Origin of the sequence: Pseudoduganella buxea (assembly GCF_009720835.1) — a bacterium.
Lineage (GTDB): Bacteria > Pseudomonadota > Gammaproteobacteria > Burkholderiales > Burkholderiaceae_D > Rugamonas > Rugamonas buxea.
Map to the genome: position 1 here is coordinate 38,294 of NZ_WNKZ01000017.1, position 15,870 is coordinate 54,163.

Annotated in this window: 12 protein-coding genes; 5 read left to right on the forward strand and 7 right to left on the reverse strand. The window is 66.9% G+C overall.

Annotated features, from left to right (window positions below):
* Nucleotides 1-190: 190 nt before the first annotated feature.
* The 4 genes from GM672_RS08560 to GM672_RS08575 form a co-directional block, all read right to left on the reverse strand.
* Nucleotides 191-1,894 carry a RecQ family ATP-dependent DNA helicase gene (locus tag GM672_RS08560; protein WP_229417629.1) on the reverse strand — a complete coding sequence of 568 codons (1,704 nt, stop codon included), beginning with the start codon at nucleotides 1,892-1,894 and terminating at the stop codon, nucleotides 191-193.
* Nucleotides 1,895-2,093: 199 nt separating this feature from the next.
* On the reverse strand, nucleotides 2,094-2,492 hold the full coding sequence (locus GM672_RS08565) for an MAPEG family protein (RefSeq protein ID WP_155470104.1): 399 nt from the start codon (nucleotides 2,490-2,492) through the stop codon (nucleotides 2,094-2,096).
* A 31-nt stretch (nucleotides 2,493-2,523) separates the two neighbouring features.
* On the reverse strand, nucleotides 2,524-5,859 hold the full coding sequence (locus GM672_RS08570) for a hybrid sensor histidine kinase/response regulator (RefSeq protein ID WP_229417630.1): 3,336 nt from the start codon (nucleotides 5,857-5,859) through the stop codon (nucleotides 2,524-2,526).
* A complete protein-coding gene (locus GM672_RS08575; protein ID WP_229427658.1) occupies nucleotides 5,856-6,995 on the reverse strand; it encodes a hybrid sensor histidine kinase/response regulator in 1,140 nt (379 codons plus the stop codon). Before GM672_RS08575 ends, GM672_RS08570 begins: the two co-directional genes overlap by 4 nt.
* Nucleotides 6,996-7,284: 289 nt before the next feature.
* Here GM672_RS08575 and msrC point away from each other — a divergent pair, with 289 nt between their 5' ends.
* The gene (gene msrC, locus GM672_RS08580) at nucleotides 7,285-7,791 is read left to right on the forward strand and encodes a free L-methionine (R)-S-oxide reductase MsrC (protein WP_155470106.1); all 507 of its coding nucleotides are present in this window, start codon (nucleotides 7,285-7,287) and stop codon (nucleotides 7,789-7,791) included.
* A 10-nt stretch (nucleotides 7,792-7,801) separates the two neighbouring features.
* Here msrC and GM672_RS08585 read toward each other — a convergent pair whose 3' ends face one another.
* Nucleotides 7,802-8,641: an HDOD domain-containing protein gene (locus GM672_RS08585; protein WP_155470107.1), complete on the reverse strand. Its 840-nt coding sequence runs from the start codon at nucleotides 8,639-8,641 to the stop codon at nucleotides 7,802-7,804.
* A 164-nt stretch (nucleotides 8,642-8,805) separates the two neighbouring features.
* Between GM672_RS08585 and GM672_RS08590 the strand changes: the two genes are divergently transcribed.
* Nucleotides 8,806-10,320, forward strand: coding sequence for an MEDS domain-containing protein (locus GM672_RS08590; protein ID WP_155470108.1), 1,515 nt, complete (start codon nucleotides 8,806-8,808; stop codon nucleotides 10,318-10,320).
* A gap of 199 nt (nucleotides 10,321-10,519) precedes the next feature.
* Nucleotides 10,520-11,065: an FxDxF family PEP-CTERM protein gene (locus GM672_RS08595; RefSeq protein WP_155470109.1), complete on the forward strand. Its 546-nt coding sequence runs from the start codon at nucleotides 10,520-10,522 to the stop codon at nucleotides 11,063-11,065.
* Between the two features lie 26 nt (nucleotides 11,066-11,091).
* Here the strand turns inward: GM672_RS08595 and GM672_RS29930 are convergent, their stop codons facing one another.
* Nucleotides 11,092-11,406, reverse strand: coding sequence for an STY0301 family protein (locus GM672_RS29930; protein ID WP_371867045.1), 315 nt, complete (start codon nucleotides 11,404-11,406; stop codon nucleotides 11,092-11,094).
* An 85-nt stretch (nucleotides 11,407-11,491) separates the two neighbouring features.
* Between GM672_RS29930 and mutS the strand changes: the two genes are divergently transcribed.
* Nucleotides 11,492-14,185 carry a DNA mismatch repair protein MutS gene (gene mutS / locus GM672_RS08600; protein ID WP_229417631.1) on the forward strand — a complete coding sequence of 898 codons (2,694 nt, stop codon included), beginning with the start codon at nucleotides 11,492-11,494 and terminating at the stop codon, nucleotides 14,183-14,185.
* On the forward strand, nucleotides 14,182-15,258 hold the full coding sequence (locus GM672_RS08605; protein ID WP_188915867.1) for a hypothetical protein: 1,077 nt from the start codon (nucleotides 14,182-14,184) through the stop codon (nucleotides 15,256-15,258). Before mutS ends, GM672_RS08605 begins: the two co-directional genes overlap by 4 nt.
* Before the next feature lie 33 nt (nucleotides 15,259-15,291).
* Here GM672_RS08605 and GM672_RS08610 read toward each other — a convergent pair whose 3' ends face one another.
* Nucleotides 15,292-15,834, reverse strand: a complete 543-nt coding sequence (locus GM672_RS08610; protein ID WP_155470110.1) for an FKBP-type peptidyl-prolyl cis-trans isomerase — start codon at nucleotides 15,832-15,834, stop codon at nucleotides 15,292-15,294.
* Nucleotides 15,835-15,870 lie beyond the last annotated feature (36 nt).

The window sequence follows — 15,870 nt, forward strand, 5'->3', positions numbered from 1 at the left end:
ACCGCCGATTCGATGGCGGACAACAGAAGCCGAAACCACGCAAATAGTTGCCTGAAAACCGGTGTCAGACAGCGGTTTCAGGCAACTTCTCAGACACAGGTATTTGACACCGAATGGCAGCGCGGGGCTGGGCGGTGACGGGGCCGTCACCGTTTGGTGTGGTGCGCCGGGTGCGGTGCCCGGCGGTGGGTCAGGCCAGTTGAACGAACTCGGCCATGAAGGTCTTTGTCGTGTTCTCGGGGAACTCGATGGTGACCTGGTCGCCGGCGACGGAGAGCACGGTGCCGATGTCGAACTTGGGCACGCGCACCTGGCTGCCGATGGCAATCATCGGTGCGGCCGGCACGGACGGTTCCGGTGGCGGTTCGAACAGGATCTGCTCGCCCTCCTCGGCCTGCACGGATGGCGGCGACACGCAGTTGTCGCAGCAGCCGCAGTGCTCCAGGCCTGCCGACGAGTCGCCGAAATAATCGAGCATCAGCTTCCAGCGGCAGTAGCCGCTTTGCGCGTAGCCCACCATCTGCTCCAGCGAGGCGCGGTCGCGCTCCTGCTTTTCCTGGTAGATGGCGGCCAGCCGCTCGAAGATGGCCGCTTCGGGATCGCGGCTGGTGAGCAGGTAATCGAGCTTGCGGTTCTGGCGCAGCAGCTTGCCGTCCTTTAGCAGCTTCAGGCATACCTTCAGCTTGCTGTCGTTCAGTTCAGGCAGGGTATCGGCCAGCACGCCAGCCTGGCACGGCACCAGGGGCACGATGGCATCGTAGACGGTGCACAGTTCGTCCGCGCTGGGGTAATGCTTGACGAGGAAGAACTGCTGCAGGCGCTTGTCGTCCTGGAAGTACAGCAGGGTGCAGTCGGCTGGTTCGCCGTCGCGCCCGGCCCGGCCCGACTCCTGGTAGTACGCTTCCAGGTTGCCCGGCACCTGGAGATGGATGACGAAGCGCGTGTCGCTCTTGTCGATGCCCATGCCGAAGGCGTTGGTGGCCACCATCACGCGGCACTCGCCGTTCATGAACAGGTCCTGGTTCTGCTTGCGCTCGCGCGCCGGCAGGCGGCCGTGATACAGGGACACGCTTTCGCCGGCCTGCTTCAAGGCCTCGTGCATTTCCTCCGCCGCCTTGACGGTGGCCGCATAGATGATTCCCACGCCGGGCGTCTCGCGCACGAGGCGCAGGGCCTGGGCGGTCTTCTCGGCGGGGTTGGTGATCTGGATCACGCGGTAATTCAGGTTGGGCCGGTAGATGCCCGTGTTGACGACCTTCATGCGCGCATTGAGCTGGCGGCCGATATCGTCGATGACGTCCGGCGTGGCAGTGGCCGTCAGCGCCAGCACGGGCGGGTTGTCCAGCGCGCGGCGGGCGGCGCCGATTTCCAGGTAGGCGGGGCGGAAGTCGTGGCCCCATTGCGAGATGCAATGGGCTTCGTCGATCACCAGCAGGGCGATTTCCGTATCCTTCAGCACGTCGAGGAATTCCGGCGTGGCCAGGCGCTCCGGGGTACAGAAGACGATCTTGCTGAGATTGTCGCGGATGCTGTCCAGCGCGGCCAGTTCCTCGCCGCGCGACAGGCTGCTGTTCAACTGGGCCGCGCCGATACCGATTTCCTCCAGCTTTTCCAGCTGGTCCTTCATCAGCGAGATCAGCGGCGACACGACGATGGTCGTGCCTTGCAGAATCGATGCGGGAATCTGGTAGCACAGGGATTTGCCGCTGCCCGTCGGCATGATGGCCAGCGTGTCGTGGCCTTCCAGCACACTATCGATGACGCTGCGCTGGCCATCGCGCAACTGGTCGACGCCGAACACATTGCGCAGCAGGTTGCCGATCAGGCGAGTGCGCGCCGTGCCTGCGCGTTGGGCCGCGCGCTTCTCGGCCACCGTCATGTTTCTCGTTACCATGGTTGTCCCTTGTCTGGCCCTTGCGGGGTGCTTCCCTGTTGTAGCAACCACTGTAGGCGCCACAACGCTCAGATACCATAGGACGCAACCTACAAAAATCGTAGGAGAGTGGCGAGAGGACACTTCGGTATTGACCTCGTCCTTGGACCCGGCCCCGGACGCCTGCCTTGGACCCCGGCCTTGGACCGCGGCCCTGCCCCTAGGCGTGGCTCAACACGGCATACACGACCATCAGGAGGCCGGCCAGCGACACCAGCCACACCAGTGAGCGCACCATCGGGATGCCCAGCGCATACAGGGGCACGTAGACAACGCGCGCAATCAGGTACATCCAGCAACCCCACAAGGTCAGGTTGCCTTCGGCGCCGCCCGCGTGGGCCGTCAGCACGGCCGCCGCGAACAGCGGCAGGGTCTCGAACAGGTTCTGCTTCGCCCGTTCCAGCCGCGCCGTCACCTTGCCGGGGGGCGGCGGCACTTCGTCGCGCGCGCTGGCGTTGTAGGCGATGCCCGTTTCCTGCGTGCGCAGGCTCGAATGCAGCAGGATCTGCACGATCGCCAGGACCAGGGTCCAGCCCAGCAGGGTCAGTTCGGTGCTCATGATTGCCTCATCGTCGTCGTGGAAAAAGGGATCAGCGTGCCTGGCGGGCCTGGTCCAGCGCGGCCTGCAGTTCCAGCAGGTCATAGGGCTTGCGCAGGCAGGCCGCCTTGAATTCGAGATGGTCCAGCGCCTCCTTGCCGTAACCGGTGGAGAAGATCACCTGGACGTCGCGCGCCGCCAGCACCTTGCGCGCCAGTTCGATGCCGGAGATGCCGGGCAGGCTGACGTCGGTGAACAGGATGTCGAACTCCTGCGTCTGCATCAGCTCCCACGCCGCCTCGCCATCGGACACGCCCGACACCGTGTGCCCCAGCATGCCCACCAGCTCGCACACCATCTGCTGCGAATCGAGGTTGTCCTCCACTACCAGCACGCGCAAGGAAGCGTCGCGCCCGATGGCCGGCTGCGGTTCCAGCAGATTGCCCGCGTCGATGGCATGGGCACCGTCGCGACGGGCCCGGGCCAGCGCGGCCTGGCTGCGGTTGTTCAGCACATGGCGCAGCTTGCGCGCCAGTTCCTCGCGCCGGTAAGGTTTGCTGAGGAGCTCCAGGCCCGCGTCGAGGCGGCCGCCGTGGACGATGGAATTTTGCGGATAGCCGGACGTAAACAGCACCGCCATGCCCGGCTGCAGCTCCTGAGCCATGCGCGCCAGCTCCGGGCTGCGCAGCGCGCCCGGCATGACGACGTCCGTAAACAGCAGGTCGATGGCCTCGCCCGATTCGACGATGCGCAGCGCCTGTTCGCCGTTCTCCGCGTGCAGCACGCGGTAGCCCAGCGCGGCCAGCATGTCGATGACGACAGTGCGCACGCCATCGTCGTCCTCCACAACCAGGATGGTTTCGCTGCCACCCGTGACGGGGCCGTCGCGCGGCGTCATGTCGTCCACGGCGGCCGTCATCGTGCGGGGCAGGTAGATCTTGACGCTGGTGCCCTGCCCCGGTTCGCTGTAGATCTTGATATGGCCGCGGCTCTGCTTGACGAAGCCATACGCCATCGACAGGCCCAGGCCCGTGCCTTCGCCTTCCGGCTTGGTGGTGAAGAAAGGCTCGAACGCGCGCTGCAGCACGTCGGGCGGCATGCCGCAGCCCGTGTCCGTCACGGACAGCATCACGTACTGGCCCGAAGGCACGTCGACCAGGTTGTTGACGTAGTACTCGTCCAGTACCGCGTTGCCCAATTCGATCGTCAGCCGGCCCGCGCCCTGCATGGCGTCGCGCGCGTTGATGGCCAGGTTCAGGATGACGTTCTCGATCTGTCCCGGGTCGACCAGCGTGTTCCACAGGCCGCTGCCGACGACGGTCACCAGCTCCACCGCCTCGCCCAGCGCGCGGCGCAGCAGTTCGTCCATGTTCGACACCAGGCGCCCCAGGTCCGCCACCACCGGCTGCAGCGGCTGGCGCCGCGCGAAGGCCAGCAGCTGCGACGACAGCTTGGCGCCCCGCTCGACGGCGCCGACGGCCATGTCGAGCCGGCGCCGCGCCACCGCATCGGCCTGCAGGTGCTGGCCCAGCAGGTGCAGGTTGCCCGAGATGATCTGCAGGACATTGTTGAAGTCATGCGCCACGCCGCCCGTCAGCTGGCCCACCGCTTCCATCTTCTGGGCCTGGCGCAGCGCTTCCTCGGCCTTGTCCCGTTCGGCGATCTCGCGCGCCACGCGCTGCTCCAGCGTGTCGTTCAGGTCGCGCAGCGCGGCCTCGATGCGGCGCCGTTCCGTGATGTCGGCCTTGACGGCGATCAGGGCGACGGGCTGGCCGCCGCCGTCGTCGAGCCGGCTCATGCTGCTGGAGATCCACACCCACGTGCCGTCCGGCCGCATGTAACGCTTCTCGATCGTGAAGGGTTCGCCCGTGTCGAGCAGCCGTGCCACCAGCGCGCGGTTGCCGGCCATGTCGTCCGGGTGGATCAGTTCGTCCATGTGCAGGCCCAGGATGGCGCTTTCGTCGCGCGCCAGCATCTGGCACAGGGCGCCGTTCACGCGCTGGAAGCGACCTTCCAAACTCAGTTCCGACAGGCCCACCGAGGCCTGGCCGAAGATGGCTGCCAGCCGGTCCTGGCTGGTGCGCAGTTCCTGCTCGATCTGCTTGCGCCCAGTGATGTCGAAGGCCACGCCGACATAACGGCGCTGCGCCTCGGTCGGCCCTTCCAGCACCTCGCCCTGGCGCGCCACCCAGCGCACCTCGCCCGTGTCGGGCCGGCGGATGCGGTACTCCGTATAGGCCAGTGGATTGACGTCGTCGCGCAGCCGGTGCGGCCCCACCTTCTCGCGGTCGCGTTCGTCGACCAGGGCCACCAGCATGTCCTGCGTCACCTCGACGTCGTCCGGCAGGCCCCACACGCGGCGGTACTGGTTCGACACCACCAGCTTGCCCGTGGCGGGGAACCATTCGAAGCTGCCGATGCCGCCGGCCTGCTGCGCCATGCGCAGGCGCTCCTCGGTGATGATGCGGTCGGTGACGTCGATGCCGTCGACGAACACGCCAGTCACGCTGCCGTCCGGCGCGCGCAGGGGCTGGTAGACGAAGTCCAGGTAGCGCGCCTCCAGCTGGCCCGGGGCCGTCAGCAGTTCCACCTTCTGCTGGCGGCCCACGTACGGCTGGCCGCTGGCGTAGACCTTGTCGAGCAGCTCGATGAAGCCCTGGCCGCGCACTTCCGGCAGCGCATCGGCGACGCGCCTGCCCAGCACGTCGCGCCCGCCCACCAGCTGCTGGTAGGGAGGATTGGCCAGCTCGAACACGTGCTCCGGCCCGCGCAGCACGGCCATGAAGCTGGGTGCCTGCTCGAACAGCTCGCGGAGCAAGGTCGTCTCGGCACGCAGGCGGCGGTTCTGCTGGTCCAGTTCCAGGCGGTCGCGCTCCAGCCGGCGCTCGCGCTGGATGCGCCGCGTCACCTCCACCACCGTGCACAGCACGCCGCCCACTTCGCCGCAGCTGTCGTGCACGGGGGTGTAGAACAGGTCGAACCACACATCCTCCGGGCTGCCGTTGCGCAGCACCGTGAAGCCGGCGCCCAGGTGCTGGCGCGTTTCGCCGCGGAAGCCCGCTTCCAGGATGGCGCGGTTCCAGTCCCAGATCTCGGGCCACGTGGCCGGCACGGTGCCGCCCAGCGCGCCCGGGTGGCGGGCCCCCGCGATCTCGGCATAACCGTCGTTATAGATCATCACGTGGTCAAGGCCCCACATCAGCACCATCGCCACGGGGGAGTTCAGCACGATGTCGACCGTGGTGCGCAAGGCGGGCGTCCAGCCGTCCGGGGCGCCCAGCGCGGTGGCGCGCCAGTCGAACGCGCGTACCAGTTCGCCGACGGCACCGCCGCCGCGCGGCCGGTACGTATCCAGGCCGCTCATGGCGGCGTCGCCGGGGCAGTTCATGCGGCCTGCCCGGCCAGCGCTGGCGAACCGTCGGTCAGCCCGGCGCTGCCCTGGCGCGGCAGCGTCACCGTGGCCACCGTGCTGTCGCCGTCGGCGCGCACCGTCAGCTCGCCGCCATGGGCGCGCACGAAGGTGCTGGCCGTGTACAGCCCCAGACCCAGGCCCTGGCCGGACTTGCGGCTCTCGCCGCGGCGCTGGAACGGCTCGAAGAGACCGTCCAGGTGCCCGGGGGCGATGGCGCCGCGATTGACGATGGTGATGCGCACACGGCCCGGGTCGGTACCGTCCAGCCGCAGCAGCACCGGCTGGTCCGCCTCGCCGTGCTGCAGCGCGTTGCCCAGCAGGTTCGACAGGGCCTGCGACAGGATGCCGGCATCGACCGGCGCGGCGCAGTCGCCGCTGCGCTCGATGGCGATGCGCGCCGGCCGCTCGGGCGCGACGAATTCCTCGGCGATGGCACGGCACAGCTGGTCGACATCGTGCGCGGCCGGGCGCAGCACCATCTCGCCGGAGCGGATGCGGGCCAGGTCGAGCATCTGGTCGACCATCTGCGCCATGCGCCGCGCGCTGCCCTGGATGCGCTGCGCTGTCACGGCCACCTTCGGGTGGTCCGTCATCATCGGCAGCAGCATGGCGCCGTTCATCACCACCGACAGCGGCGTACGCAGGTCGTGCCCCAGCACGGCCATGAACATCTCGTTCAGGTGCAGCGCGCGCCGCAACTGCTCCAGCTGCTGCGACATCTGCTTCTTCTGCTGGTACAGCTCGACGAAGACATTGACCTTGCTGACCAGGGCCTTGGCGTCGATCGGCTTGTACAGGAAGTCGACGGCGCCGGCTTCGTAGCCGCGGAAGCTGTAGCTCGGCTCGCGCGAGGCGGCGGTCAGGAAAATCAGCGGAATGGCGCGGGTGCGTTCGCTGCCACGTATCAGTTCGGCCAGCTCGAAGCCGTCCATGTTCGGCATCTGCACGTCGACCAGGGCCAGCGCCACTTCGTGCACCAGCAGCAGTTCCAGCGCCTCGGCGCCGGAGGCGGCCTTGAGCAGGGTGATGCCGGGCCGCGCCAGCAGGGCGTCGATGGCGATCAGGTTCTGCGGAACGTCGTCCACGATCAGAATATTGATGGGTGCTGTCACAACGTCTCTTCGTTTCGATGGATCATCGATGAGGGAAAACCGGACGCAACAAGCCACTGGACGCGCGGCCATGCCGGCGGCGAGCGGTTATTGCGATGAGTCCGAATGGTACAGTATTTGCCAAAATGACAGCGCATTATTGGCCGGCGGGCGCGCGCGCATTTCGTTCCCCCTGGACGAGAGACGTTTCTATTTTGCAAACCATGATGGCGGCCGGGGGGCAGACGCCGATCGGCATTTCAGGGTAACATCGCGGCTTTTCGACACCACGCCTTCACACCGGACCCCTATGACTTTCCACCTCAGCGATACCGCCTACGGCACCGATACGCCCGCAGCGAAACAGACCATGTACGCCGACCTGCGCTCGCAGCTGCAGGGGCTGGTGCAGGGCGAAACGGACTGGATCGCCAACACGGCCAATTTCAGTTCGCTCGTCTTCAACACGATGCCGGGCCTGAACTGGGCCGGTTTTTATTTCCTCAAGACGCAGGATGAACTGGTGCTGGGCCCGTTCCAGGGCAAGCCTGCCTGCATCCGCATCAAGCGGGGCCGGGGCGTGTGCGGCACGACGGTGGAAAAAGGCGAGGCCATCGTGGTGGCGGACGTGCATGCCTTCCCCGGCCACATCGCCTGCGACGTCAATTCTCGCTCGGAACTGGTGGTGCCCGTGTTCTCGAAAGGCGAGATCGTCGGCGTGTTCGACCTGGACAGCCCGCTGCCGAACCGCTTCGACGAAGTGGATGCGGAAGGCATCGGGTCGCTGGTGAAGATCCTCGAAGGGACGCTGGCTTAAAGGCTCCGCCCTACACCAGCAGCGCCGCGCTCATCGACTTGGCCTGCGCCGCCGCCTCTTCCAGCAGCGCGGCGGTGGCCGGCTCGTTCAGGTACTGCAGCAAGGCCGTGCTGCGGGTCAGGCCGGGATCGTCGCGCGACGGCAGCGGCGATTGCACCGGCGAGAGCTCGCGTGCCAGCAGCAAGGTGTCGCGCAGACCCTGCGGCGGAATGCCGATGGCGCCGCCACGCAGCGACACGATGGCCAGTGCCACGGGTTCGGGCACCTGCAGCTTCTTCATGATTTCGCGCGCGATGATTTCCTGCGCCGCGCCCAGCCAGTCGTCCCGATCGTCCAGCAGGCCCGGCATCGTGTCGGCCCTGCCCAGCAGGTAGAAGCCACCCACCTCGTGCATGATGCCGGCAAACAGGGCCGTGTCGGCGTCGACCCGCGTGATGCGCTGGGCGATCACGTAGGCCAGGGCCGCCACGTGGGCCGAATAGCGCCACAGCTGCTCGGCCTGGGCGCGCAGGCCGGGGTCGATGATGCGCGCGCCGAACTGGCGCACCACCATGGCGGCCGCCAGCGAATAGAGGTTGCGGTAACCCAGCCGCATCACGGCCGTGCGTACGCTGGTGGCCAGGGCGGCGCCATTGGAGCGGAACACGGCCGAATTGGCCAGCGCCACGGCGCGTGCCGCCAGCACGGGCTCGGCCAGCAGCTTCTTGATGACGTCTTCGTCGTGGCAGGCCGGGTCGGCCAGGCACAGTTGCAATGACAGGGCCGCGTTGACGCTGGTCGGGAAGACCAGCTCGCCGCGCTGCGCCTCGGCCACGATCACGGCGAAGTCCTTCATTTTTTCCTTTTCCATGGCAGCACTATAACCGTGATTGCTACCGATTAAATAGTTGCGACAGCAAAAAAATATCGTGCCGTTTGCCCCGGCGGCGGCGGCGCCGGTCCAAGCAATTAAAGACTGATCCGTAGTATCATCGGCGCTTGAGGGGCCCCGGCCCGCCGCACACAGGAATCACCATGGCACTCGCGCAACGCAATTCAGGTATCCCCGCCGTCGGCGATATTCCCTGGGGTGCCCACTTCTGCCAGTTCTATCGCGACGAGGCGGACCTGGTCGAAACGCTGGTGCCGTACTTCACGGCCGGCCTGCTGGCCAATGAAGCCTGCCTGTGGATCACGTCCGGTTCGCTCGATGCCGACAAGGCCAGGGCGCTGCTGCACGCGGCCGTGCCCGACCTGGAGCGCCGCATCGCCGGCGGCCAACTGGAAATCGTACCGATCAGCCACTGGTATGTGCCGGGCGACGCCTTCGAGGCCGACGCCGTGCTGGCCGGCTGGATCGAGCGCGAACGCCAGGCCAGGGAACGGGGCTTCGAGGGCCTGCGCCTGTCCGGCGACACCATCTGGGTGCAGCGCTCCGGCTGGAACGACTTCATGCACTACGAACGCAAGGTCAACGGCGCCTTCCGCAGCCTGCGCCTGGTGGCCCTGTGCACCTATTGCTCTGAAACGTGCACGGCATCGGACGTCATCGATGTCTGCAGCCACCATGAATTCGCGCTGGCACGGCGCCAGGGCGCCTGGCAGCTGCTGGAAAGCTCGTCGCTGAAATCGGCCAAGGAAGAACTGGTGCGCCTGAATGCCGAGCTGGAGGGACGCGTCAGCGAACGCACGGCGGACCTGAACGCGGCCCTGCGCGCGCGCGACGAGTTCCTGGCCATGCTGGGCCACGAGCTGCGCAATCCGCTTGCCCCCATCCGCACAGCGTCGGAATTCATCCGCAAGGCTGCGCCGGACGCATCGCCGATCGCCCGCAGCTCGGAAATCCTCAACCGCCAGGTGACGCACCTGGCGCGCCTGGTGGACGACCTGCTCGACGTGGCCCGCATCACGCAGGGCCATGTGCAGGTCGAGCCGCGCGACGTGTCGCTGGCCCATGTCATCGACATCGCGGTGGAACAGGCCCGCCCCTTCCTGGCCCAGCGCCGCCATGCGTTCACGATCACCCTGCCCGACGCCGGTGTGACGGTCAACGCCGATCCGACCCGCCTTGCCCAGGTGTTCGGCAACCTGCTGCACAACGCGGCCAAGTACACGCCCGACGGCGGCAGCATCGACATCGGCGCGACGGTCGAGGACGGACGGGCCGTCGTGCGCGTGCGCGACAGCGGCGCCGGCATTCCGCGCGACCAGCTGGGATCGATCTTCGAACTGTTTTCCCAGCTGCCCCGCTCGCTGGCCCGCTCCGACGGTGGCCTGGGCATCGGCCTGACCCTGGCCAAGCGCGTCGTCGAGGCGCACGGCGGCACCATCGAAGCGCGCAGCGACGGCCCGGACCGGGGCAGCGAATTCATCGTCAGCCTGGAACTGGCCGGCGTGGCCGCCGCCGCGATCGAGCTGGCGACCGCGCCGGAGGGCTTGCGCATGCCCGTTGCGGCGCCGCCCTTCCCGATGCCGCACCTGTGCGGCGAGCACGACTCCTCGCCACCGGCCAGCCCGGCCGGACATGCGCACGTGATTCCGGCAGGCTGACCAACCCTTAACTTTTTAGCTGTGGTGCTACCCGCCCTCACCCCGCGGGCAGGCGTCTTCGCGCGCCGACCGCCGACGGGCCTACCACGAAAAATAGTGACCTATGGTGACAAAATGCAATCGTGCGTTGCAACTATGCATACACATGTTAGGATTTGCTTAATTGTTCAAGTTGTTCAACCCACCAAGAAGGCTCCACATGAAAAAAGTATTCGCCAGCAAGATCGCCACTTCCCTCCTGCTGTCCGCCGGCCTGCTGGCCAGCGGTGTTGCCGCCGCCGATGAAACGCTGACGTTCGACGCAGCCGGCAATACAATCTTCGGCATGACGCACGCCACGGCCGGTTCGTTCGACGACACCTTCCTGTTCGCCGTCGATACCAACACCCAAGCCTGGCTGAGCGGCACCGCCGTTGTCGGCAAAACCTTCATCAACGGTGCCCGCAGCGCCAACTACTCGATCTCGAACATCACGTTCTTCTCGGAAGTGAACGGCGTGCGTACCAACCTGGACACCGATTTCTCGTCCAACGGCGGCATCGAGTTCTTCCCGGTCGACAGCCTGCTGAACGGCACCTACGGCTTCACCGTCTCCGGTTCGACCGCCATCGGCGGTTCGTACGCGGGCAACCTGAACGTCGTCACGGCGCCAGTACCAGAGCCATCGACCTACGCCATGCTGGGCCTGGGCCTGGGCCTGCTGGCCTTCACGGCTCGCCGCAAGTCGAACAACAAGCTGGGTTAATCCTCCGCTTGATGTGAAAAAACCCGCTACGGCGGGTTTTTTCGTTGGACGGCCTGCATTCCGGTGCAGCTCACGACGACCCTCGGTGGTACCGCGACTTTCGGCCACGAATACTCGACGATGCAGGCCCGAACTGGCTCGGGCAGCCGTTGCGACAACACCATTTCTCCAAGATCGCCGTAAAGGCGCTGCAGCCACATTTCCTGCGAAAAGCCTGGAACGGTCCACGCGAACGAAGTCGCGCGCTTTCGTCCCGGAGCGGGCTCGCCGGCCAGGACGCCAAGCCCTACCGGTGGCCCGGATGCCATGCGCGCCGCATGGAGAGGCACGTTCTTCCCCACCGCCCAGCCCCCACCCCGAAACAGGTAAAATGCAGCCCTGACAAGTCGCGGCCCTTCGCCGCGCCAGCCTTACCGAAGCCGAGACATGAACGCCCCAGCCGAAATCAATGCCGCCGCTGTCAAGAACAGCCCCGCCGAAAAAGTCACGCCCATGATGCAGCAGTATCTGCGCATCAAGAGCGAGCATCCGTCGATGCTGGTGTTCTACCGGATGGGCGACTTCTATGAGCTGTTCTTCGACGATGCGGAAAAGGCGGCGCGTGTGCTGGGCATTACCTTGACGGCGCGCGGTTCGCAGAACGGGCAGCCGATCAAGATGGCCGGCGTGCCCTTCCACTCGCTCGATGGCTACCTGGCCAAGCTGGTCAAGCTGGGCGAGTCCTGCGCCATCTGCGAGCAGATCGGCGATCCGGCCACCAGCAAGGGGCCGGTGGAGCGCAAGGTGGTGCGCATCGTCACACCCGGCACCCTGACCGATTCGGACCTGCTGCCGGAGAAATCGGAACGGCCCCTGCTGGCCATGTTCATGATGAGCCAGCGCAAGCAGGTCACGGCGGGCCTGGCCTGGCTGTCGCTCGCTTCGGGCAGCCTGCGCCTGATGGAGTTTTCCGGCGACGCCCGCGCCGTCAATGCGCGACTGGTGCAGGAACTGGAACGCATCGTGCCGGCCGAGATCCTGCGCGCCGACAGCGGCGAGCTGTTCGACGATATCGCCATCTGCCACGTCAACAACGTGCCGGAATGGCACTTCGACGTGGTGCACGGCCACAAGTCGCTGCTGGACCAGCTGGGCGTGGCCACGTTGACGGGCTTCGGCGCGGACGGCATGGGCGCCGCCTTCGGCGCTGCCGGCGCGCTGCTGCGTTATGCCCAGTCGACCCAGGGACGCGGCCTGCAGCACGTGAAAAGCCTGTCCTGCGAAAGCGAGACGGAGTTCATCGGCCTGGACGCAGCGACGCGGCGCAACCTGGAACTGACGGAAACCATTCGCGGCCAGGAGTCGCCTACCCTGTTTTCGCTGCTGGACGGCTGCCGCACGGCGATGGGGTCGCGCCTCTTGCGCCACTGGCTGCACCATGCGCGGCGCGACCAGGCCGTGGCGCGCGCGCGCCATGATGCCATCGCCGCGCTGATGCAGGACGACGCCACCGGCTCGCTGGGCTTCCACCTGCAGCACGTGCCGGACATCGAACGCATCACCACGCGCGTGGCCCTGCTGACGGCCCGCCCGCGCGACCTGGCCGCCCTGCGCGACGGCCTGCAGCAGCTGCCCAAGCTGCAAAAGAGCCTGCAGCGCGTGCTGGACCTGGATTCGCCCGGCAGCCTGCTGCACCGCATCCACGATGCGCTGGCCACGCCGCAGGCCTGCGTCGACCTGCTGGTGCGGGCCGTGATGCCGGAGCCGGCCACGATGGTGCGCGACGGCGGCGTCATCGCGCGCGGCTTCGACGCCGAGCTCGACGAGCTGCGCGGCCTGTCCGAGAACGCCGGCCAGTACCTGGTCGAACTGGAAGCACGCGAACGGGCCCGCACCGGCATTGCCAACCTGCGCGTCGAATACAACCGCGTGCACGGCTTCTATATCGAAGTGACCAACGGCCAGGCCGACAAGGTGCCGGACGACTACCGCCGCCGCCAGACCCTGAAGAACTGCGAACGCTACATCACGCCGGAGCTGAAGGCCTTCGAGGACAAGGCCCTGTCGGCCCAGGACAAGGCACTGGCGCGGGAAAAAGTCCTGTACGACCAGCTGCTGGCCGACCTGGCGCCGTCGATCACGATCCTGCAATCGATCGCCCAGGGCCTGGCCCAGCTGGATACCCTTACGGCGTTGACGGAACACGCGCTGCGCAACAACTGGTGCGCACCGAACCTGGTGGCCCATTCCTGCATCGACATCGTCGAAGGCCGCCATCCCGTGGTGGAAAACCAGATCGAGCGCTTCATCGCCAACGACTGCAAGTTCGGCGACGAGCGCCGCCTGCTCTTGATCACGGGCCCGAACATGGGCGGTAAATCGACCTTCATGCGCCAGGTCGCGCTGATCACGCTGCTGGCGTATATCGGCAGCTACGTACCTGCCGCCAGCGCCACGATCGGCCCGATCGACCGCGTCTTCACCCGCATCGGCGCCACCGACGACCTGGCCGGCGGACGCTCGACCTTCATGGTGGAGATGACGGAGGCGGCAACGATCCTGAACGGCGCCACCGAGCACTCGCTGGTGCTGATGGACGAAATCGGGCGCGGCACGTCCACCTTCGACGGCCTGGCCCTGGCCTGGGCCATCGCCCGCCACCTGATCGAGACGAGCCGCAGCTTCACCCTGTTCGCCACCCATTACTTCGAGCTGACCCAGCTGCCCGAGAGCCACCCGACGGCGGCCAACGTGCACCTGTCGGCGGTGGAGCACAAGGACAGCATCGTCTTCCTGCACGCCGTGCAGGCCGGCCCCGCCTCGCAAAGCTACGGCCTGCAGGTGGCGCAGCTGGCCGGCGTGCCGCAGGGTGTCATCAAGGCCGCGCGCAAGCACCTGGCGCGGCTGGAGGCGCAGGCACTCGATGCGACGCCGCAGCTGGACCTGTTCGCCGCGCCCCGTGCGGACGCCAACGACGACGTGGCCGAAGCGCCGGTGCCGGCGGCCGTGCCCGACCCCGCGCTGGACGAGCTGCTGGCGGCGCTGGACGAACTCGATCCGGACGCGCTGTCGCCGCGCGAGGCGCTGGACCGGCTGTACCAGCTGAAGCGCCTGGCCGCGCCGGCAGCGGCGACCCGATGATGCGGCTGGCCGGCTGCGTGCTGCTGTGCACCGTGCTGGCCGGCGCCGCCGTGGCGGCCAGGCCGGGCGGCGGCGCGACGGCGGCGGAGCCCTTCGAGTTCGCCGTCGTACGGCATACCTTTTCCGGAACGGACGGCGACGACGAACTGAAACGGGCCGTGGCCCATGCGGACCAGGCCCGTCCCGCCTTCGTCATCGCAGCCGGCATCAAGTCCGCACGGGAAGGGTGCAGCGACAAGCTGTACCTGCAACGCAAGACGCTCCTGAACAAGTCGGACCGGCCCCTGGTGCTGGTGCTGACGGGCGCTGACTGGATCGGCTGCCGCAACTCGGCGGGCCGTTCGAACGCGCTGGACCGGCTGAACCGCATCCGCGAAATCTATTTCGACGGCCAGGAATCGCTGGGCCAGCGCAAGCTCGACCTGAACCGGCAATCGACCATCACGAAGTTCCGCAGCTATGCCGAGAACGCGTACTGGGAACGGGGCGGCGTGCTGTTCGCCACCATCAACCTGCCGGCGCAGAACAACCACTTCCTCAGCGAGGCCGGCCGCAACAGCGAATACGAAGACCGTTTCGTGGCAAACCGGGCCTGGCTGCAGCGCCTGTTCGGCATGGCCAGGCGGCGCCAGCTGGACGGCATCGTGCTGGTCTCCGACGGCGACATCAAGGCCCATGTCGAACCGGGTTTCTCGCTGCTGGCGGGTTTCTCGACGAAGCAGGACGGCTTTGCCGAAACGCGCAAGCTGGTCGTCACGCTGGCGGAAAAGTACACCGGCAAGGTGCTCTTGATCGACACGGCCGAACGGCCGCCGGCGCCGAGAAGCGAGGAACCGCCCGTGGGCGCCCTGACGTGGCGCGGCAACCTGGGACACGTGACGTTGACGGGGGAATGGAACGCGGTGCGCGTGGAACCGGGCAGCAAGACGCTGTTCGCGCTGCAGGCGGCGGGCCATGGCAAGGACGAGAAAAACGGCAAGGCCGAGAAGGGCAAGGCCGACGACGATGGCCGTGGCGCCCGCAAGGACGGCGGCCAGTCGAAGGCGCCAGGCGCGAGGGCGCCGGCGGCCTGAGACGCGGCAGCGCAGGCTGCCGCGGGATGAGACTTAGTGAATCGGCTGGGTGCGGAAGTGATCGCCCTCGTCGCCTTCGTCCTCGTCGTCACCATGGTGGTGGCCGTGGGCGCCGTGCACGTGCTCGTGGGCGATTTCCTCTTCCGTTGCGGCGCGCACTTCCGTGACCTTCAGCTCGAAGCGCAGGGCCATGCCGGCCAGCGGGTGGTTGCCGTCCAGGACGACCTTGTCGTCGGCGATATCGGTGACGGTGAAGATCATCGCTTCCTCGTCGCTGTCGCCGTCGGGCATGCCTTCGAACTGCATGCCCACTTCCAGCGGTTCCGGCAGGCGCGCGCGGGGTTCGACCTTCACCAGGTTCGGGTCGTAGTCGCCGAAGGCATCCTCAGGCTCGATCTGGATCGTGTTGGCGTAGCCGGCTTCCTTGCCTTCCAGTTCTTCCTCGATCTTGGGCAGCGTGTTCTCGTACCCGCCGTGCAGGTAGACCATGGGCTGGCGGCCGTCTTCGATCAGATTGTTCTGAGCGTCGGACAGTTTGTACTGCACGGTCACGACGGTGTTCTTGGCGATCTTCATTTCGCTTCCTTTCTTGTATAAGCTGGCGCAGATTAT